This is a genomic window from Chryseobacterium sp. KBW03 (assembly GCF_003852415.1).
Lineage (GTDB): Bacteria > Bacteroidota > Bacteroidia > Flavobacteriales > Weeksellaceae > Chryseobacterium > Chryseobacterium viscerum.
Window position 1 is genome coordinate 171,119 of record NZ_QAJO01000007.1, and the last position, 20,952, is coordinate 192,070.

At 35.5% G+C, this 20,952-nt stretch carries 17 protein-coding genes and 2 tRNA genes; 13 read left to right on the forward strand and 6 right to left on the reverse strand.

Translation table 11 applies throughout. From position 1 onward, the window contains the following. Window positions 1–165: 165 nt before the first annotated feature. The 5 genes from DBR39_RS16685 (at window position 166) to DBR39_RS16705 (ending at window position 5,662) form a co-directional block, all read left to right on the forward strand. Window positions 166–1,110 carry a hypothetical protein gene (locus tag DBR39_RS16685; protein ID WP_124534985.1) on the forward strand — a complete coding sequence of 315 codons (945 nt, stop codon included), beginning with the start codon at window positions 166–168 and terminating at the stop codon, window positions 1,108–1,110. 202 nt (window positions 1,111–1,312) lie between these two features. Next, the gene (locus tag DBR39_RS16690) at window positions 1,313–2,731 is read left to right on the forward strand and encodes an amino acid permease (protein WP_124534987.1); all 1,419 of its coding nucleotides are present in this window, start codon (window positions 1,313–1,315) and stop codon (window positions 2,729–2,731) included. A 339-nt stretch (window positions 2,732–3,070) separates the two neighbouring features. Beyond that, window positions 3,071–3,682 (forward strand): hypothetical protein, encoded by a 612-nt coding sequence (locus DBR39_RS16695; RefSeq protein ID WP_124534989.1) that lies wholly within the window; start codon window positions 3,071–3,073, stop codon window positions 3,680–3,682. 4 nt (window positions 3,683–3,686) lie between these two features. Next, on the forward strand, window positions 3,687–4,793 hold the full coding sequence (locus DBR39_RS16700; RefSeq protein ID WP_124534991.1) for an agmatine/peptidylarginine deiminase: 1,107 nt from the start codon (window positions 3,687–3,689) through the stop codon (window positions 4,791–4,793). A gap of 236 nt (window positions 4,794–5,029) precedes the next feature. Then, window positions 5,030–5,662, forward strand: coding sequence for an HdeD family acid-resistance protein (locus tag DBR39_RS16705; RefSeq protein WP_124534993.1), 633 nt, complete (start codon window positions 5,030–5,032; stop codon window positions 5,660–5,662). 89 nt (window positions 5,663–5,751) lie between these two features. Here DBR39_RS16705 and DBR39_RS16710 read toward each other — a convergent pair whose 3' ends face one another. From DBR39_RS16710 to DBR39_RS16720, 3 genes are all read right to left on the reverse strand, one after another. Further along, the gene (locus DBR39_RS16710; RefSeq protein ID WP_124534995.1) at window positions 5,752–7,290 is read right to left on the reverse strand and encodes a T9SS type A sorting domain-containing protein; all 1,539 of its coding nucleotides are present in this window, start codon (window positions 7,288–7,290) and stop codon (window positions 5,752–5,754) included. A 66-nt stretch (window positions 7,291–7,356) separates the two neighbouring features. Next, window positions 7,357–7,427, reverse strand: a tRNA-Gln gene (locus DBR39_RS16715). A gap of 230 nt (window positions 7,428–7,657) precedes the next feature. Next, window positions 7,658–7,728: transfer RNA gene (locus DBR39_RS16720), tRNA-Gln, on the reverse strand. Window positions 7,729–7,826: 98 nt separating this feature from the next. Here DBR39_RS16720 and DBR39_RS16725 point away from each other — a divergent pair. The 5 genes from DBR39_RS16725 to DBR39_RS16745 all read left to right on the forward strand — a co-directional run bounded on the left by DBR39_RS16725 (window position 7,827) and on the right by DBR39_RS16745 (window position 12,096). Next, window positions 7,827–8,855 (forward strand): AMP-binding protein, encoded by a 1,029-nt coding sequence (locus DBR39_RS16725; protein ID WP_124534997.1) that lies wholly within the window; start codon window positions 7,827–7,829, stop codon window positions 8,853–8,855. Between the two features lie 52 nt (window positions 8,856–8,907). Then, entirely contained in the window at window positions 8,908–9,300 is a 393-nt protein-coding gene (arfB, locus tag DBR39_RS16730) for an alternative ribosome rescue aminoacyl-tRNA hydrolase ArfB (protein ID WP_124534999.1), read from the forward strand. 48 nt (window positions 9,301–9,348) lie between these two features. Next, on the forward strand, window positions 9,349–9,990 hold the full coding sequence (locus DBR39_RS16735) for a hypothetical protein (protein ID WP_124535001.1): 642 nt from the start codon (window positions 9,349–9,351) through the stop codon (window positions 9,988–9,990). A 303-nt stretch (window positions 9,991–10,293) separates the two neighbouring features. After that, window positions 10,294–10,674 carry a GreA/GreB family elongation factor gene (locus DBR39_RS16740; RefSeq protein WP_124535003.1) on the forward strand — a complete coding sequence of 127 codons (381 nt, stop codon included), beginning with the start codon at window positions 10,294–10,296 and terminating at the stop codon, window positions 10,672–10,674. 450 nt (window positions 10,675–11,124) lie between these two features. Continuing rightward, entirely contained in the window at window positions 11,125–12,096 is a 972-nt protein-coding gene (locus tag DBR39_RS16745) for a deoxyhypusine synthase family protein (protein ID WP_103234154.1), read from the forward strand. A gap of 471 nt (window positions 12,097–12,567) precedes the next feature. Here DBR39_RS16745 and DBR39_RS24305 read toward each other — a convergent pair whose 3' ends face one another. Beyond that, window positions 12,568–12,714: a hypothetical protein gene (locus tag DBR39_RS24305; RefSeq protein ID WP_165791608.1), complete on the reverse strand. Its 147-nt coding sequence runs from the start codon at window positions 12,712–12,714 to the stop codon at window positions 12,568–12,570. 88 nt (window positions 12,715–12,802) lie between these two features. Between DBR39_RS24305 and DBR39_RS16750 the strand changes: the two genes are divergently transcribed. Continuing rightward, window positions 12,803–13,099 (forward strand): MGMT family protein, encoded by a 297-nt coding sequence (locus DBR39_RS16750; RefSeq protein WP_124535005.1) that lies wholly within the window; start codon window positions 12,803–12,805, stop codon window positions 13,097–13,099. A 293-nt stretch (window positions 13,100–13,392) separates the two neighbouring features. Here the strand turns inward: DBR39_RS16750 and DBR39_RS16755 are convergent, their stop codons facing one another. Together DBR39_RS16755 and htpG are read right to left on the reverse strand one after the other, a co-directional pair. Next, window positions 13,393–13,785 carry a helix-turn-helix transcriptional regulator gene (locus DBR39_RS16755; RefSeq protein WP_124535007.1) on the reverse strand — a complete coding sequence of 131 codons (393 nt, stop codon included), beginning with the start codon at window positions 13,783–13,785 and terminating at the stop codon, window positions 13,393–13,395. 576 nt (window positions 13,786–14,361) lie between these two features. Beyond that, window positions 14,362–16,254 carry a molecular chaperone HtpG gene (gene htpG, locus DBR39_RS16760; RefSeq protein WP_124535163.1) on the reverse strand — a complete coding sequence of 631 codons (1,893 nt, stop codon included), beginning with the start codon at window positions 16,252–16,254 and terminating at the stop codon, window positions 14,362–14,364. Between the two features lie 156 nt (window positions 16,255–16,410). Here htpG and DBR39_RS16765 point away from each other — a divergent pair, with 156 nt between their 5' ends. Together DBR39_RS16765 and DBR39_RS16770 are read left to right on the forward strand one after the other, a co-directional pair. Next, on the forward strand, window positions 16,411–19,311 hold the full coding sequence (locus DBR39_RS16765; protein ID WP_124535009.1) for a prolyl oligopeptidase family serine peptidase: 2,901 nt from the start codon (window positions 16,411–16,413) through the stop codon (window positions 19,309–19,311). A 154-nt stretch (window positions 19,312–19,465) separates the two neighbouring features. Further along, complete coding sequence (locus DBR39_RS16770) at window positions 19,466–20,899, forward strand: hypothetical protein (RefSeq protein ID WP_124535011.1); 1,434 nt, start codon at window positions 19,466–19,468, stop codon at window positions 20,897–20,899. Window positions 20,900–20,952: the final 53 nt, after the last annotated feature.

Below are 20,952 nucleotides of genomic sequence, written 5' to 3' on the forward strand. Positions count from 1 at the left end.
TCTTGTCATAAAACCACTACGATTTTGTGGAAAAATGCGTACAGGATCTAAACTTTATTTACTTGTTTTTCGCAGTAGGTTCGTATTGCGAAAAATTCCATTAAATAATTGAAGGTATTGGATATTATTCAGGACCCTTTAGATTCTAAAAATACGTATTTGTTTATGAAAAAAAAGATGCTTTTCATGGCCTTATTGGCCGGTTTAAATGGTGTTCTGGTAAAAGCCCAGATAGGTAATGTGGGGATTAATACTGCAAATCCCGGCAGTGCCCTTACTGTCAATGGTTCATTTGCTGCCACTTACAAAATAGTTACTGCAAGTGGTGTTGTAGGAGCCAATGATTATTATGTTGCTTATAACGGAAATGCTGATGGGACATTAGCGTTACCGGCAGCTATCAATGGTGCAGGTAATTTTGCCGGACGTACTTATCACTTCAAAAATACGGGAGGAAAAATACTTACCGTTTCTGCTAATGGATCCGAATTGATTGATGATCAAAATGGAACCGGGTTGGGAGTTCCTGCTATTACGATTCCTCCCGGGTATTATGCGTTTTTGGTTAATAAAGGAACAACTACCGGTACTACATGGGAGCTGGTACTGGTTTCTAGCTCCAACAGTATTCCTTCAGCAGAATCTACTTATCCGTTTTCAGCGGTGTCTACTACAAGCCGACAAATGTGTGATGCTACTGCCACTCCCTCTGATCCGTGGATAAGGACAGCAATTATTTATCCTCAAGGTACAGTTCTTAATAAAGGAAATGTACTCAATACCTCTACAGGGGCTTTTAAGGCACCCAACGATGGATACTATATGATTCAGGGATCTACACAGTTTGACAATGGGAATGTGGCAGGAAATCCGAATTTTACCTGGACGGTACTTTACCTGATAAAAAACTATGCTCCTGGTAACGGAGGAAGTATATTAGTTCAATCCTATCAACCTACTGTAACGAGGGTTTTTGGTTCGAGTATTTCATGCATAGCATATCTTAGCGCAGGAGAAACGGTAAGCATGGTTTCTGTAGCGGGGGTGTCTTCTGGTAACAAGTACGAAGTAGTGACAAGTACTATGTTTGGATATAAAATAGCGAATTAAAATAATATTGGTATTGTGAAAAAGTGGTCTTGATCCGATAGATTAAGACCACTTTTTGTAATTATATTTTACATTTTGCCAGCAAAGGTATAAATAGAAAGGGGCTTTCCGATTTGAAGGAGAGTGAATTGTCAATTTACCCCATGGAATGTGAATTTCTCTCAAAAGTTTTTATATATTTAGCGACCGAATAATTCATTCAATGAGCAACGAAAATAAAACAGGACAAAACGAGACTTTAGTTAGAGGATTAACAAATCGACACATTCAATTAATTGCCCTTGGAGGTGCCATCGGAACCGGGTTATTCCTGGGAATTGGACCAGCTGCAGTACTGGCTGGACCATCAGTAATTTTAGGCTATGCTTTAGCTGGGATTATCGCCTTTTTTATTATGCGTCAGCTTGGTGAGATGGTTGTTCAGGAACCCGTATCGGGAAGTTTTAGCCACTTTGCTTACAAATATTGGGGAAATTTTCCGGGGTTTGCTTCCGGATGGAACTACTGGATTCTCTATATCCTGGTAAGTATGGCAGAACTTACAGCAATAGGTCATTATATTCATTTTTGGTGGCCTGATATTCCGCTTTGGGTTTCCAGTTTATTCTTCTTTGTTGTGATCAATGCGCTTAACCTGGCTTCTGTGAAGGTATACGGAGAAACAGAATTCTGGTTTTCCATCATCAAAGTAGTGGCTATTATCGCTATGATTATTTTCGGGATATATCTTTTAATAAGTGGTACAGGAGGAGAAAAAGCAACAATTACCAATTTATGGAACGATGGTGGATTCTTCCCCAAAGGATTATTTAATAAAACAGAAAACGGATATTCGGGATTATTTTCAGCGATGGCAATGATTATGTTCTCTTTCGGTGGGTTGGAGTTAATCGGGATTACGGCTGCAGAAGCAAAGAATCCGGAAAAAACCATTCCACAGGCTACCAATCAGGTGATCTATAGAATCCTTATTTTCTATGTAGGTGCTTTGGTAATCTTGTTTGCATTAAGCCCTTGGAGAGATATTACAGAAGGATCCAGCCCGTTTGTAATGGTTTTCCAAAACCTGAACGGTCTTGAATTCAGTCTTTTTGGTAAGGTCATTCAGTTCAATACATTAATTGCGAATGTTCTTAACCTGATTGTTTTAACGGCGGCTTTATCGGTGTATAACAGTAGTGTTTACAGTAACAGTAGAATGCTTTTCGGATTGGCTCAGCAGGGGAATGCTCCAAAATTCCTGAAAAAACTGAATAAAAACTCCGTTCCTACTAATGCAATCATTATTTCTTCTTGCTTTGCCGGAATATGTATTATCATCAATAAGCTGGTACCGGAAAAAGCTTTTGAATACTTAATGGCTTTGGTGGTATCTACCTTGATCATCAACTGGCTGATGATATGCTACACCCATTTGAAGTTTAAAAAATCAATCAATGCATCAGGAATTCATTCAAAATTCCCATCTATATTTTACCCTGTATCCAATTACATCTGTATTGCGTTTTTGATTCTTATTTTAGGATTGATGAGTATTACAGGAATGGAAATTCAGGTGATTCTGATTCCCGTATGGATTGGCTTTTTATTCGTAATGTACAAATTGTACAAACCGAAATAACAATATAAAAACAAATTTAAATAGGTTTTAGAAAGGTGAAAATTAAATGATTTTCACCTTTTTTGTTTTTATTTTCTGTAAATTGGTAGTAAGATATATGGTGAAAATATATCATTTTTTGGCTATTGTTTTGGTTTGTTGAATAACAACTTCTACCGGATCATTCCGATAGAATTGAAGAATAATTTACAGTCGGAAACAGTAGATATTATCACTTGTATTTATTTTCCTTTGTATGAATAGAATGTCAATTTAGGACAAGATTTGTTTTTTTGATAGGCGTAATTTTGCATCATCAAATCATCACAATGATGATTGAACTTCAAAAAAACAAATAGAATGAAAAATATACTTCTCCTCATCTTACTACTCCCTTTTTGTGTCAAGTCACAAATTTCTATTCAGGCTTATGGTGGAAATAAAGAGACTGAACTTTTGGGAATATATAATAAAGATTTCAGTGGCAAGTGGAATTATTTTGCTTCAGGAACTATTAGCTACAACTATGACTTAGGAAAAGTAAGTCCTGAGCTTTATCAGAATCTTAATTATGGAATTATAAAGAACCTGGGTGTTTCTGCAGGCGTTCATATTTCAGAGAAAGATATCATGCCGTCTGTAGGATTGGCGTATGGCAAAGAAAATGATGTTTTCGCCATCAATGTATTTCCTGCATTTACCTATTCTACTGATGCGAAAGAATTCGGACTTGGACTCTATACTTTATTGGAATATACTCCAAAAATCAATGAGAAGCTTAATCTTTACAGCATGTTGATCGTAGAATCCGATTTCAGTTTTAAAGAACATCAGTCCAGCAGTCAGGTTATCCGTTTAGGAATAGAGAATAAGAAAAAAATGCAGTTGGGAATAGGAAGTAATATTTCACAGACAGGAAGTAGTTTTGAAACCGATGTCAATTTCGGTGTATTTATTGGAAAGAAATTTTAATGATATGAAAAAATTATTCACACTCACTTTTGTATTGAGTTTTATATTAAGTATGGCACAAACAGATTATCATTTTCCCGAAGAATCTTCGCGGCATGAAGGAACGTGGCTGCAATGGCCGCATCACTATCAACATGGGATGACGTACCGTAAAAGGGTAGAGCAGACATGGGTAGATATGACAAAGGCCCTTCAGTCAGGGGAGAAAGTTCACATTATTGCTTATAATGCAGAGGAAAAAAATAGAATTATCCGTCTTCTGGAGGAAAATAAAGTTCCTATGAAGAATGTTGATTTCAAAGTTTATCCTACTGATGATGTATGGATCAGAGATAACGGACCTATTTTCGTAAAAGATAATAAAGGAAATGTTCTTATTGAAGATTGGGGTTTTAACGGCTGGGGCGAGAAATTTGATTTTGAAAACTGTGACGCAATCCCACAGAAGCTGGGCAGTGATCTTGGAATAAAAGTAATCGATCTGAATGAGGAAATGGTCAACGAAGGAGGCTCTGTGGAAACGGATGGAAATGGTGTGTTGATGGCTTGTAAAAGTTCAGTAATCAGTCAGAAAAAAGGAGCTACCAGGAACAAAGATATCACTCAGGAAGAAGCTGAAGAAATGTTTGAAACCTATTACGGAGTATCCAAAGTAATTTGGCTTGATGGAGTGACCGGATTGGACGTTACCGATATGCACATTGATGGTTTCATGAAATTTATTAATCATAATAAAATGATTACCATGAATGAAGATGATCTTCTTGAGCTTGGGATTTCAGAGAAGGATGTCAATACACTCTATACCGCTACCAATGTGGACGGAAAAGAATATAAAAAAGTTTATGTACCTGCTACCAAAAACAAAGTGAAAACAGCATACGGAAAGCAATTAGAAGAAAAAGGCTCTTATGTAAATTATTACGTAGCTAATACCGTGGTACTTGTTCCTAATTATGGAGATCCTAATGATACAGTTGCCAATAAGATTATCCAGGAGCAGTATCCGGATAGAAAAGTAATAGGAATAGATGTAAGAAATCTATATGAAAACGGAGGAATGGTGCATTGCGTTACGCAGCAACAGCCTGCCGGAAACCTAGCAAAATAAATTCATAGAATTAAGTGATTTTTTGTGCATCAGGTGAACCCAATGATTAGATTGGCTTCATCTGATGCTTTTTTTGTGAAAACAACTTTCAGAATCTGGCTCGTTTCTTTGTTTTTTTGTATCTTAGTAAGAGGTTATATTTCAAATTAAGGTGAAAAATTATTATCTGTTTGAAATCTCCTGCGGGTATGCCGAAAACCGCTATCAAGAGTAGGCAAAATTAAAAAAACACACCTATGGCAAATTTGTTTCAAACGCTTACTAACACGGTAAAGCATTGGTACATTCCATTAATTTTTGGAATCATTTTTCTAATCTGTGGATTTTATGTATTCAGTGTGCCGCTTGCAACGTATGTAACCCTTTCAATTTTTTTCAGTGTTTCATTCCTATTCTCCGGAATTACGGAAGTATTCTTTTCCTTACAGAATAGCAAATCCCTGCAGGGATGGGGCTGGTTTTTAGTCAGTGGATTATTGACTACCGCAATTGGGGTTTATCTTATTGCGAATCCTCAGATCTCGATGACTGTACTTCCATTTGTAATTGGATTTACTTTACTGTTTCGTTCCTTTCAATTGCTGGGTTTTGCTTTCGACCTGAAAAGTATGAAAATAATGAGCTGGGGAAATGTAGCTCTTGCCAGCGTTGGAGGAATTATCTTTTCTCTGTTGCTGATATTTAATCCCGTGTTTACAGGAATTTCATTAGTTACCCTTACAGGTGTTTCCTTTATTTTTATGGGAATAGCTTCTATTATGCTGGCTCTGGATTTAAGGAAAATTAAAAAAATTCCTGGAAAAGTAAGTCAGGAATTAAGAGACAGAATCAAATCTATACAGGAGGAGATTGATGATCTGAAAAAATAATAAACCGTATTTTCTGATATAAAAGGCCTTGACAATAGACTACCCCCAAAAAGTGTCTAACTTTTTGGGGGTAGTGTAAATATCTGCTTTTATTTCTTCACTAATTTCAAAGACTTTCTATCTCCTTTTTTAGTTTCAAATTGGATGATGTAATTCCCTTTTTCTAATCTCTGAATATTCATTTGTTCATTGAATATTGAAGAACCGCTTTGAATTTTTTTCCCGGATAGATCAAAAATGCTGTACTCAAAACTTTCGCTGCTGTATTTATTATTTTGTATCGTAATGTTATCACCCGCCGGGTTAGGATAAAGGGTAAAAGTAGTATTCTGATCTTTAGCAGAAATGTCATCCAGCCCTAAAAAACCACTGTTAAATTTGGTCAAATATGACTTAGAGCCATGGGTTACACTCCCTCCGGAATAGCAAAGAACAAGTGAACCGTCATTCAGATTAAATAACTTTTTAATATAGTCAGCTCTTAGTGATGTAGTAGGAGGTGCAGCCATAAAATACTGAAAACCGTTGCTGGAAGTGGTATAATCTACGCTTCCATTAGCATTCAGTCTAGTTATAAATAATTGATAGATAAGGTTTGGAGTACCATTGTACATATTCATAATAGCCCCCATTATTACTATTTTTGAATTGGGTAATACTGTAATTTGACCTAATTGCAGCTCTTCTGCAGTGGTAAAGTTATAATTAGCTGTTCTTCCATTATTAGCAAATCCAGAAACAGAAGCACCATCTGAAATTTGAATTTTAGATAAAAAGAAAGTACCTCGGTAGGGAGAACTTTTCTGATGCAATACCAGAATGGAATTATTTGCATAATCATATTCAAAATTTTTGACTGCAGAACCTTCCGTATTAGGAATAAAAACAGATCCATTGCTGCCAAATGTAGAATCGTAGGTACCGTCAGGCAGCCTTCTTTCGATGTAAGAATCCTCTGTGTAGGTTAAGGTATTGGTTTTAGTACCCGCCATGACCAGTTTCCCATCATTCTGGATGTAGAATTTTTTAGGATAAAACGTATTAAGCGATAACTTTCCATTGGTACCGAAATTATTATCAATCACACCATTCTGGTTTACTTTTACCATATAAGAACCCATGTTAGAAATAAGAAGATAGCTGTTGCCATTCTGATCTACCGCAAAATCATCCGCTGTACCATTTTGGCTCACAGATTGAGTGGTAAAACCATTCGTGCCAAAGCTGGTATCCAGAGATCCGTCCAGATTAATTCTGGTCAGAAACCAATCATATAAGCTGTGGGTTGGAGTGGCATTAACTCTTCCATAGATCAATATTTTGTTATTATTTAAAACAATTTTTTTGATGGATTCACTTTTATCTGATGAATTGCTGCCCATATCATAATTCTTTGTTCCAAAAGACGTATCAACGATCCCGCCTTGGTTTACCTTTCTGATAGTGATGGAACCTGTTGACGTTGCAGTAATAAATTGACCATCCGGTAGCATTACAGCATCCGATACTTCTCTATAATCATCATACATGCAATACCCACCATTTCCAAATGTAGGATCTAAACTAATGCTTTGTGCATTCAAAAAAATGGTAAAAATTGAAAAGAATAAGAAATAATGTTTTTTCATAGGTTATAGTTTTTTTATAAGAATTTAATCAGGAATAAAAAAAACCACCTTTAAAAAGGTGGTTTGTAGACCCACAGGGATTCGAACCCCGACTGACGGTACCAAAAACCGGAGTGCTACCGTTACACTATAGGTCTGCTTTATTTTGGTGATGCAAATTTATATATTTTTTTCTTATTTACAAATATCTTCTTTCAATTTTCTACTGTTTTACATGAAAAAATAGAATTTGATTTTTCTATTTCTGGGTTCATTGAAGCAGATAAGATCTTTTTGCGGGGAAATAAAATCCGGGACGATAGAATTTTAAATGAAAAATATTCGGTTAATGATAAAAACAAAAACCATCCTTAAAAAGGATGGTTTGTAGACCCACAGGGATTCGAACCCCGAATGACGGTACCAAAAACCGGAGTGTTACCGTTACACTATAGGTCTGTTTTATTTTGGTGGTGCAAATTTACATCTTTTTTATTTATATACAAGGATTTTTGATTTTTTTTTTAAATTTACTGTGGATTTTATTTATGGAAAATATGCGGATAGACTTCAATAATCTCAATATTAATAATTTATCATTTAATACTGAATTTGAAAAAAAAGTGAGAATTTTTCTCGAAGAATGGCTTTCAGAAAAAACAGAGGTGAATGTACAGACTTCGGGCTCTACAGGTATCCCTAAAATTTTTGAAATTGAGAAAAAGAAAATGATCAATTCTGCAGTGATGACGTGCAACTTTTTGGGATTGGAAGAAGGTAATACGGCATTACTCTGCCTGCCTGTAGAATATATTTCGGGGAAAATGATGATTGTCCGTTCTGCAGAAAGAAGATTGAGATTAAGAATTGCAGAACCTTCTCTGAAGCCTGTTGAGAACTTAGAGGAAGAAATAGATTTTTGTGCTATGACGCCGCTTCAGGTAGAAAACTCATTGGAAAAACTCCATCTGATTAAAAATTTAATCATTGGGGGTGCTGCAGTTTCAGAAAGTCTGAAAAATAAAATTCAACAAATGAATCTCAGCACTTCAAACCATATTTTTGAAACCTATGGAATGTCGGAAACGCTTTCTCATATCGCTTTAAAACAATTGGTGCCACAGCAGGAAGATTATTTCACAGCTTTTGAAAATGTATCTATCTCGCTGGATGATAGAGGTTGCCTGAAAATATTTGCTCCTAATGTGAATGCTGAAGAATTGCAAACTAATGATTTAGTTGATATTAGGAATGAAAGACAATTTAAATTTCTCGGAAGAATTGATAACATTATCAATTCTGGAGGAGCAAAAATTTTCCCGGAAACTCTTGAAGTATTGGTAAAAAAAGAACTCTCGAATGAAGCTGTATTTATCGGTTTACCGGATGAAAGCCTGGGGCAAAAACTGATATTGGTAATAGAAGGAGGGGAGTCAGATGAGGTGATCAGGAAAATTTCGGAAATACCATTTGAGAAAAATTTCCATAAACCAAAAGAAATTATTTTCATCAATGAAATTCCCCGGACACCCAACGGAAAAGTAAACAGAATAGAATTGTATAAAAATATAAATATAAATCTCTAGCATGTATCATGATTCTTAGCTCTTGAATCTGGACTCTAAAAAAAATAAAACAATGAAAGACTTTTCAAAAGAACTCAGTTTCAAAACTTCCCGCAGCAGCGGAGCAGGAGGACAGAATGTCAACAAAGTGGAGACTGCTGTTACCGTACTTTGGAAAGTAGATGCCTCAGAATTTTTTAATGATGATGAAAAAGTATTGATTCAGAATAAAGTGAAAAATAGAATCAATGCAGAAGGTTTTTTATTTCTGACGGTTTCCGAAAGCAGAACCCAGTTGATGAACAAAAATAAAGCGATTGAGAAAATATTTGAAATCGTCAACAAAGCACTTATCGTTCCTAAAAAAAGAACCGCAACAAAACCTTCAAAAGGTCAGAAACAGAAAAGACTGGATAGCAAGAAAAAGATTTCGGATAAAAAAGAAAACAGACGTTTCAGGTTTTAAACTTGTTTCTCCCGCAAAAACTTTATTTTTGCGAAAACTTTTAAAACCATGATAAAAAAATTAATAACACTGGGGTTATTCTCAATCTCCATCATATCTTTTGCTCAAAAATTTTCCATCAGACCTTCCGTCGGCTATGCATGGAGAACAGCAAAAACAATTTCAGGGCTTAGCAAGGAAGAAAAAGAATATGTAAAAGATCTGAAAAATGGGTTGAACTTTGATATTGCAGCCCATTATGAGGTGAGTAAAGGACTTGCATTTGGTTTGAAATATTCCAACTACAGTGCGTCCAGTGACGGGTTTATGCTTGGATATGTAAATGGAATGCCTGTCTCTGTTCCTGTGACCACAAAAGATAATATTACATTTTTCGGATTCTCCGGGCTCATTTCAAATAATCATTTACCTACAAGACATAAAATATTTGCAGATGTGGCGCTGGGAGTAATGTCTTATACTACAAAAACAGGAGATGTGAAAGGTACAGGAAGTACTTTAGGGGCAGAAATAGACCTTGGTTATCAATATCAGGTCAGCAGGAATTTCCTGATAGGACCAAAAGTAGGATTAAGTGGTGGTACACTGAATAAAATGAAGTTCAATGGAGTAACATACAAATTTGATGATGATCAAAAAGAAGGTTTGCATAGGGTTACTTTAAGTGCAGCTGCTACATTCCGTTTTTAAGTGCTATATTTGTAAGGATTACAAAATATCTCATAATAAATAATGGCAGCAACAATCTCTTTATCAGCAGGAAGCCGACAATCAGGATTGTTGCTGTCATTACTTTATCTTCATACAGATTCTTTTCTGAAAAGTTCTAAGGACTTTATCAATTAAGCCCTGTCAGGATTCAAGACAGGGAATCACTCCGGATTTTTATTATTATTTTTTGCGGTTTTCTATAGAAGGAGGCTGTCATACGCCTGGATTCTACATTGGATCGTTAGGGAGTAACTGCATTTTAATTAAAAAAAATTGAAGAAAATGTCCAATCATATTATTGTAACCACCGGGATTTATGATGCTATAAAAGATACACTCAGAAGAAAAGAAGTGAGCATCGGAGAAGAAAAAAGACTTACTGAAGAACTTAGAAAAGCAAAACAAGTTTTGAGAAGAGATCTTCCAACTGATATCGTAACGGTTGACAGGAAAGTAACTTTAAAAGATCATACATTAAATTTTGAACACGAATATATTTTTGTGCCTTCCACCAAAGCAAAGCTTAAAAAGAATAAGCACTCCATACTGTCGGATATTGCTCTTGCAGTCGTAGGATATAAAGTAGGAGATGTTATTGACTGGCCTTTCAAAGATGGAGAGAGGAAGATTGAGATCCTGAAAGTAGAAACCTGGGAAGGATAAATTCCCGTTGAATGCTATTAGGTTGAATTACAATGAAAGCGTGGCTCGTATGAGCTGCGCTTTTTTATAGACTTAATGTTGGAAAACGCAAAGACGTAAAATTATTTTGAATGTTATGTGTTGTGAGGTGCAAGGATTTTATCTTTGATAAAATTGTGTACTATTATATATTTTATTTTTTTTCTCAGGCTGATTTTGCAGATTACGCTGATTTACATAAACATCTACACAATCTGTATGATTTTCACGAAAATTTAATGTTTCCCCTTGCTGAAAATCTTAGATTTTCTTGCACCTTCAAATTTTCACAACGCATTAAACTCTTTGCGCCTTCGCGTTTCCAACAAATGCAATTTAACAAATGATAAAAAAAGATCCCTCTACGGTACTTTCTTGAAGTGCTTTGACTGCATTCCGTTTTTAAGTTTTATCTTTGCAAAAATTAAAAAAATGAGCAAACCGATAACTGAATTCATAGAAAAGTATTACCTGCACTTCAACGCAGCTGCATTGGTGGATGCTTCTAAAGGATATGTTGCACATCTTAAAGATGGTGGGAAAATGATGATTACTTTAGCAGGAGCAATGTCTACTGCTGAATTGGGGAAGATTCTTGCAGAAATGATCCGTCAGGGAAAAGTAGATTTCATCTCTTGTACAGGTGCCAATCTTGAAGAAGATTTAATGAACCTTGTGGCACACTCTCACTACGAAAGAGTTCCTCATTATAGAGATTTAACTGCTCAGGATGAATGGGATCTTTTGGAAAGAGGTTTAAATAGAGTTACAGATACATGTATCCCTGAAGAAGAAGCTTTCAGAAGATTACAGAAACATATTGTAGAGATCTGGAAAGATGCAGAAGCTAAAGGAGAAAGATATTTCCCGCACGAATTCATGTACAAAATGATCCTTTCAGGAGTATTGGAGCAATATTATGAAATTCCTAGGGAAAACTCTTGGATGATCGCTGCCGCAGAAGCAAACTTACCAATCGTAGTACCAGGATGGGAAGATTCTACAATGGGTAATATTTTCGCTTCTTACTGTATTAAAGGAGAACTTACAGCTACTACAATGAAATCAGGAATCGAATATATGACTTACCTTGCTGACTGGTATACTAAAAATTCAGGAGGAAAAGGAGTTGGATTCTTCCAGATTGGTGGAGGTATCGCAGGAGATTTCCCGATCTGTGTAGTACCAATGTTGTATCAGGATATGGAAATGCATGACATTCCTTTCTGGTCTTATTTCTGCCAGATTTCTGATTCTACAACATCTTACGGTTCATATTCAGGAGCAGTTCCTAATGAGAAAATTACTTGGGGTAAACTGGATATCACTACACCGAAATTTATCGTTGAAAGTGATGCAACAATCTGTGCACCATTGATGTTCTCTTATATCTTAGAAAATTAAGAATACAATTCTCAAAAGAGATTACAATATCAGCGCTTCAATTCATTTGAAGCGCTTTTTTATTTTATGATTTGGAAATAGATTTGTTTTGAAAACTAAAAAATATTTAAACCATTAAGAAAGTGAAATTAATAAGAATAATTAAGTTTCATCTTTGATGAAAAATAAAGCACATAGCTACATAAAATAGCTTTAGCTATTTCCCTTAATACTCTTTACAACTTAAATACTCTTAACGGTTCAAATAAGTGGTATATAGTTTCTCCCGGATCACACCGATTTTTATACTATCTGCATAATCTTTAAAATCAGCATGAGAAAAAATAAACTATGTGGTATAAAATTTTATCGAAGATAAAATCCTTGCGCCTCACAACATTTAGTATTCAAAATAATTTTGCATCTTTACATTCTCCAAAAAACATACATAAGCATTTGTGAAAATCTGTGTAATCCGTGGGAAAATAAAAATCAATCCAACGAATTCACCAGCACAAAATAACGATAGGCAAGAATTCCCTTTTCAATCTTAGTCAGATGATTGGGATCTTTCTTACTCAGCTTCGGGAGAACCTTTTTATTGACTGCATTCAACAGCCTGAAAAATGATTTTTTCATATCTTTATCTTTTAATGAAACATCATCGAGCCTGTAATAGTTCAAAAATGATGCAAAAAAGATAGTCAGCTAAAAACAAAAAAGGGATATGGACGAAATTTTCAAACAACAGGTATACGAAGTGGCAAGGCTTATTCCTAAAGGAAGAGTCTCTACTTATGGTGCTATTGCAAAAGCAGTTGGGTATCCTAATCATTCCAGACATGTCGGAAAAGCAATGGGAGGATGCCCGAAAGATGTTCCCGCTCACCGGGTTATTTCCAGTTCAGGAGTATTATCTGTCCCGGAATTTCAGCCAAAACTTGAAGCTGAAGGGATTACTATTGAAAATTTCAGAATAAAAAATTTCAAAAAACTGTTCTGGAATCCGTTGGAGGAATTGTAAATTTCAACGGATTTAAATTAAAGAGTTTTTTTAACGCAAAGTTTTCATTTTTATATCGTAAGATTTTAAGGGAGCAAAGTTGGAATCAATGAAATTGATTCTTTCTAAGCAAACACATCATTTATCCCAAAGCTCCATCAGCGACAAAGTCACAACTCTATGCCACCTGAAATAAAATTCTCGAATTAGTAATCTTTCGCGTCAAAAAAAAATTAATTATAATCTGCATAAAAAAATGTCACTCCATAACTTAATATGAGTGACATCTATATTTTTTACTGTTTCAAACCGTATTATTTTCTTCCTTTTGGGAGACCTTTTAGTTCATCTTTCAGCCTTTCGTTCTCCTCTTTTAATAAAGCAATATAGTTTTGTAGGTTTTCAATGATAGCTCCCGGAATATTATCATAATTATTCTGAGTAGTAATTACTCCCGCAGAAGAAGATCTATCATTAAATACAGGATGATCATTATTTACAATTACTGTAGCTTCTTCCTCTTCATAAATATCTTCAATCGGCACATCCAGAAAACGGGCAAGTTTGTCCCATTCATCCTTTACGATCCTCACATCACCACTTTCTTTTCTGCTGTAATTAGATACATCTGTGGCGATAAAATCAGCTACCTGTTGTTGCGTGTAGCCTTTTTGCTTTCTGATGACGCGTAATTTTTCTTTTTGCATGACCGACATTTTATACAAAAATGGCAAAAAAGCATAAGCTATACAATAAAAAGTAGAAAAAATATAGAATAGAGGAATGAGGGCTAAGGTAAAAAATAAAAAAGGTTTATAATATGCATGCTGTGTATATTAATTGTTAAAAATTTTCTTTGAACCAGTTGTTTATTTCATAATAACTTCCGATTGATCAAAGATTATTTGGTTAGAGACAAGACTTAAATCTATAAGGTTTAGATTAATTATTGGTGATTTTCAGACTGTTTTTGGAGTTGTTGGAAACGCAAGGGCGCAAAGAGTTTAATAGGTCACAGAAATTTCAAGGCGCAAGAAAATCTAAGATTTTCAGCAAAGGAAAACGTTTAATCTAAAATTAAATTTTCTTGCAGATTATACAGATTGTGTAGATGTTTATGTAAATCTGCGTGAGAAAAAATAAAATATGCAGTACATGATTTTATCGGAGATAAAATCTTTACATCTTAAAGCATGAGTTATATAAAAAACTGGTGTCTTTGCGTTTTTCCAAACTTTTCATATAAAAAAAGACTGTTTCAAAATGAAACAGTCTCTTGTATATTATTTTTCAAGTTGCTTATAGCTTCTCTGTATAAAATCTGTAAGGTCTTTTCCTTTCAGTAAATTTTGAGAAAGTTTGGCGAGATCCAAAGCATATTTGATCAGATTATCTTTCTCTTCAGCATTCTCAGTCTTTAAAATCTGATTAGAAAACTCACTGTTTGAGTTCACAACAAGATTGTACATCTCAGGGAAACCTCCCATTCCGAACATACCGCCGCCGCCAGTAGCTTGCATTTCCTTCATTCTTCTCATGAATTCCGGCTGGGTAATCGTAAATGGAGCATCATTGCTGTCAAGATCTTCAAGCTGTACGGTGAATTTAGTATCCTGAATAGCCTCTTCCACGTTCTTTTTTAAAGACTCTTTTTCCGTTTCATTCAGTTTTGAAATAACAGGCTCATCCTTTTTGATCAGGTTGTTTACGTGATCTGCATCTACTCTTGCAAAAGAAATATTGTCCTTTGAAGTTTCCAGTTTCTGAATAACGTGCGGAGTGATAGGAGAATCTAATAAAAGAACTTCATATCCTTTATCCTTTGCAGACTGGATGTAACTGTGCTGTTCATCGGCGTTTGTAGCGTATAATACAACCAGTTTGTTATCCTTATCTGTTTGTATAGGTTTGATTTTTTCAATCAATTCATCCCAAAGGAAATATTTTCCATCTGTAGTAGGGTACAGCGTAAATTTGTCTGCTTTCTCGGCAAATTTCTCTTCTGTAATGATTCCATACTCGATTACGATCTTGATATCGTTCCATTTTTGCTCGTAGTCTTCACGATTTTCATTGATTAAAGAAGCCATTTTGTCGGCTACTTTTTTCGTGATGTAAGATGAAATTTTCTTTACAGCACCATCTGCCTGAAGATAAGAACGGGAAACATTCAACGGAATGTCCGGAGAATCAATAACACCTCTCAGAAGCATCAGGAAATCGGGAACGATACCTTTTACTTCATCCGTTACGAATACCTGGTTTTGGTATAATTGGATTTTATCTTTATCAATATTTAGATTATTGCTCAGCTTAGGGAAGAATAGAACTCCGGTAAGATTGAACGGATAATCAACATTCAGGTGGATATTGAATAGAGGCTCCTCAAACTGTGTTGGATACAGCTCATGGTAAAACTTCATGTAATCCTCATTGGTCAGTTCGCTTGGAGCAATCGTCCATGCAGGCACCGGATTGTTGATGATGTTGTCTACTTCTTCTGTTTCAGCTACTGCATCTTCAGGAGCATCTTCCGGTAATGGAAGTGTATGTGTTTTAGTCCCGAATTTGATCGGAACAGGCATGAATTTATTATATTTTAATAACAGTTCACGGATTTTTGTTTCTTCTAAAAATTCTACAGAATCTTCAGCAATATGAAGAATGATCTCCGTACCTCTGTCAGTTTTATCAGTGGTTTCCTCAAGAGTAAATTCCGGGCTTCCATCACAGATCCAACGTACTGCCGGCTCATCTTTGTAAGACTTTGTAATAATCTCTACTTTTTCTGCCACCATGAATGCAGAGTAGAACCCAAGACCGAAATGCCCGATAATCCCTGAATCTTTTGCAGAATCTTTATATTTTTCAAGAAACTCTTCAGCGCCTGAGAAAGCAACCTGGTTGATGTATTTCTCAACTTCTTCACCAGTCATACCAATACCTTGGTCGATGATGCGTAAGGTTTTCTGGTCTTTATCAATTTTAACTTCAAGCTTTGGGTTTCCGTATTCCACGTTTGCTTCCCCAATGCTGGTTAAATGTTTCAACTTCAATGTTGCATCAGTAGCGTTGGAGATCAACTCTCTTAAGAATATTTCGTGGTCACTGTAAAGAAATTTTTTAATAAGCGGAAAGATGTTTTCCACAGATACATTAATATTTCCTTTAGTCATCATATTTTAGATTTTTTAATTTGCATAATATTTCTCAAAAAAAATACCATGAAGAGGAATGATGACAGAATGACATTTTTTCGATGGATAATGAAACAAGTTCATATGGATTTGTCAAAGAAATATCTTATTTTTAATTCTTAAAAATTTTTGAAAATGAAGTTGAAATGTACAGTCTTTATTCTGCTCATAATGACCTGTTGGGTGTATGGACAGAAAAAACCTCTAGACCATTCTGTCTATGACAGCTGGCAGAATATCGGTGCGAGAAAAATCTCAAATGACGGAAAATGGATTGCCTATTCTGTAGATGTTCAGGAAGGAAATCCTAACCTTTCTTTATATTCAGTGAAAAATAAAACCTCAAAGAAGTTTGAAAGGGGAACAAAAGTAGATTTTACCAATGATTCCAGATTTGCTGTTTTTCAAATCCGTCCATTGTATAAAGATATAAAAGCGGTAAAGGATAAAAAGCTTAAAAAAAATAAATTAACAAAAGACAGCCTTGCAATAGTTGACTTTTTGAGTGATAAAACGGAGAAAATTCCTAATGTAAAATCATTTAAAATTCCTGAAAAATCAGGTTCTTACGTTGCTTATCTTCTGGAAAATACAAAAGATAAATCTTCGGATGACGCATCTGATAAAGAAGACGGAGACGAAAATAAAGATGAAGATAAAAATGTAAAGCCTCTGCAGTTGGTTGTGCGAAACCTTTTGGACGGGAAGACTACAACGTATGATAATGTAGTCCGCTATGAGTTTAGTGAAAATGGAAAGCAACTAGCTTTTGTCACTAAGAAACCTGAAGAGAAAGCCAAGAAGGATAAAAAAGAGGAAAAGGAATCCGCAGATGAAAAATCTGAGGAGAAAAAAGATAATGACAAATCAAAGCCGAAGAAATATGCATTTCAAACCGTACAGGTAGTAGATCTGCAAAAAGGAGTGGTAACGAAAATTTCAGAAATGGAAGGCGATTTTTCACAATTGTCTTTTGATGAAGAAGGAAATCAGCTGGCATTTGTGGGAACTTCTTCTGCGCAGAATGATCTGGTGAAATTGTATCAGTTGTACTACTTTAATTTTAAAGGAAATAAAAAAGAAGTTGTCACCAATGATCATTCACAAATGAAAAAGAATTGGGTGATTTCTGAAAACCGGTTACCTCTATTCAGCAAAAATGGAAAGCAGCTGTATTTTGGGGTTGCCCCAAAGCCTATTGCAAAAGATACTGCAATGATTGCAAACGACCATGCTGTTGTAGATATCTGGAACTATAAGGATGATTACCTGCAAACGGTACAGTTAAAGGAATTGAAAAATGACTTGAAAAAATCTTATGCTGCCGTAATGCAAACAGAAAAACCGGATTTCTTTAGAAATATTGACAGCGAGGATTTGGATACTTTACGATTGGTCAACGAAGGAAATGCAGAATTTGCGCTAGGTATTACAAGTTTGAATAACCGTATTTCTTCACAATGGGAAGGCTCAACAAAGAAAACCTATTTCCTTATCGATAATAAGACAGGGGAAAGAACGGAAGTTATCCAAAACCTGAACGGGGCAGTAGCTGTCTCTCCACTGGGAAAATTCGTTGTGATTTTTGACAGAGAAAAAGGAAAATGGTTGAGCTATAATATTAAAACAAAGCAAACACTTCCATTGAGCAGTGGATTGCCGGTTTCCTTCGTGGATGAGGAGTTTGATATGCCTGATTTTCCAAGTTCTTATGGAATTGCCTCCTGGACGGATAATGATGAGTCTGTGATTATCAGAGACCGTTTCGATCTTTGGGAGTTTTTCCTAAACGGTTCAAAAAAGCCAAGAAATATCACGAATGGATTTGGGCGTAAAAATAAAATCACATTTGATACGTACGACTTAGATAAAGATATTAAAAGTTTAAACCGAAAATCATCTATTTATTTGTCAGCATTTGATAATACATCTAAGGCGAACGGAATTTTTAAAACCTCTATTCAGTCGAATTCTGATCCTGTAAAGATTCAGATGGAAAATGTCTGGGGATATAGGAGTCTTCAAAAAGCGAAAAATACGGAAGAATATATTTTAGTAAAAGAGTCATATACGGATTCTCCCAATATTTTTGCCACATCAGATTTTTCAAAGCAGCAGAAGCTGAGTGATACAAACCCACAACAAACCCATTATAACTGGGGTACAGACGAACTGGTAAACTGGACAACACCAAAAGGAAATTCATCTACAGGAGTTTTATACAAACCGGAAAACTTTGATCCGAATAAAAAATATCCTATGATTGTCTATTTCTATGAAAAACTTTCGGATAACCTGAACCGTTATGTAGCACCAGCTCCAACACCTTCAAGATTAAATATTTCTTATTTTGTGAGCAACGGGTATCTGGTTTTTACTCCTGATATTTCTTACACTGACGGTTTTCCCGGAGAATCTGCAATGGAATATATTAATTCCGGAGTTGAAAAATTAAAGCAAAATTCATGGGTAGATGGTACTAAAATAGGAATCCAGGGACAAAGTTGGGGTGGTTATCAGGTAGCCTATCTTATTGCTCATACTAATATGTATGCTGCGGCCTGGAGTGGAGCTCCGGTTGTAAACATGACTTCCGCATATGGGGGAATACGATGGACTTCAGGGATGAACAGACAATTTCAGTATGAAAAATCTCAAAGCAGATTAGGAAAAAACCTATGGGAAGCACCGGATCTTTATATTAAAAATTCACCGCTTTTTATGATTGATAAAGTGAAAACTCCGGTAGTCATTATGAGTAACGATAAAGATGGAGCAGTGCCTTGGTACCAGGGAATTGAAATGTTTACCGCATTGCGCCGTCTCGGAAAACCTGTATGGCTTCTGAATTATAATGGGGATGATCATAATCTTGTAAAGCGCCAGAACAGAAAAGATATCCAAATCCGTGAACAGCAGTTTTTTGATTATTATCTCAAAGGTGCTAAAGCTCCGGCCTGGATGACAAAAGGGGTTCCGGCCACCCAAAAAGGAAAAGATTGGGGATTTGAATTGACAGATGATAAGCCTAATTGATAAAATAATCGGCGGAGCCCAAGGCTCCGCCGATTATTTTTTAAGAAATATTTAAAAAAAATGCGAAGAAGGATAAACTGACACAATGGCATTTTTTTATGATGGATCTGTTGGTCGCTTTTTATTATATTTACCGCCAATTATAAATAACAGTATGGGAATCTTTGATTTTTTTAAGAAGAAAAGTAACAGTCAGGAAAATGTGAGTACTCCGGTTCAGGAAATGGAAATGCCAGAGGAAAAAGTAGTAGAGGAAGTGGTGGAAGAAGTTGTAGAAATAATACCGGAAATTCCTTCGCAACCAATAGAAGAGCCTAAAATAAATAGTGAGTACGAAAAAATCAAGACTTATAATGATTATATAGTGTATTCTATAGCACTTCAGCTAAGAGGAGAATATACTCCTATTTCTGCCTTTGAAAAAGAAAATGGTGAGGTAGAAGGTTTTGCTTATATGGTGACAGAAGATGCTTATGCACTTTCTCCACAGCAGGCAATTGGACAAATGGAAGAAAGATTTGAAAATGAACTTCAGGAAGGTAAGATCAAGTCTTATATGATTTTGTATCACTCTCAGTTTGATCATAACGGAAATCATACTCCGGCAATTCAGGAAGGGGAGTTCAAAGGGATTTCTCTTGCGTATCATTTTGCAGGTGATGATAAAGCGAAAACAGGTCTACCTTATGTTTTCGAGAATCAAAATGTTACATATAAAGGTTTTGCAGAGTTTTCTCATGAAGAAAATAATGAGATTATGAATCATCAATTGGTTGATGGCAGAGATTATTTCCCAAATACAGAAGGAATTGCAGCTCCTGAAACGACTAACGAGGCCGGAATTATCATAAGAAAATCTAACATTCATAATCTTGTGAATACATGGAGCGGGATTTTTGGCCACGAAAATTTCCAGACTAAAGATTACGGTCAGTATCTTACCAATGTTTTAATGCAATCTACGGTTGCTGATCCGGCTGGTGAGGATAAAAGCAAAACAGAATTTGAAGATGTAAGATTCAAAACCATTGTTACAGATGAGCTTAGCACAATAATTCCGGAAGTAAAAACTGATTATACTTTGGATTTTGAAACAAGATCAATCAGAGAGTGGGAAAACGCACTGAATTTACAGGCGATTGTCGCTGGTCCTGCCAGAGATACTTTCGGAGTTTGGTTCTTTGCTACGGATTATGCTGAAAACAGAAACAGATATATGACACAGCCTCATCTGAAGGTAAATGTGAGCGGAATTGTTTTCATTCTTGATGTTCATACCAATAATGATCTACCAGACGGTACTAAAATGAGTGAGGACTTCACGACCTATGTACCAAGTCAGGATCTTCCTAATTATGCATGTTTTGATTTTATTGCTCAACTGGTAGATTTTAAGGAAACAGAATTGCTTGAAGACGGCAGCGTTAAAGGATATATTCTGAAACTGAAATTGATCACCAATGAAGAAAATGAAGACTTCTTCACGATTGATGCTTTTGTCAATAAAGAGAATGTAAGATTGGAAACCCTTACAAAAGGAATGAAGGTAACCGGAGCACTCCAGCTGCAAGGTAAAATTGCTGAATAATTTTTAAAAATATAAAAACTAAAGAGAGGTTGTTCCAAGGAATGACCTCTTTT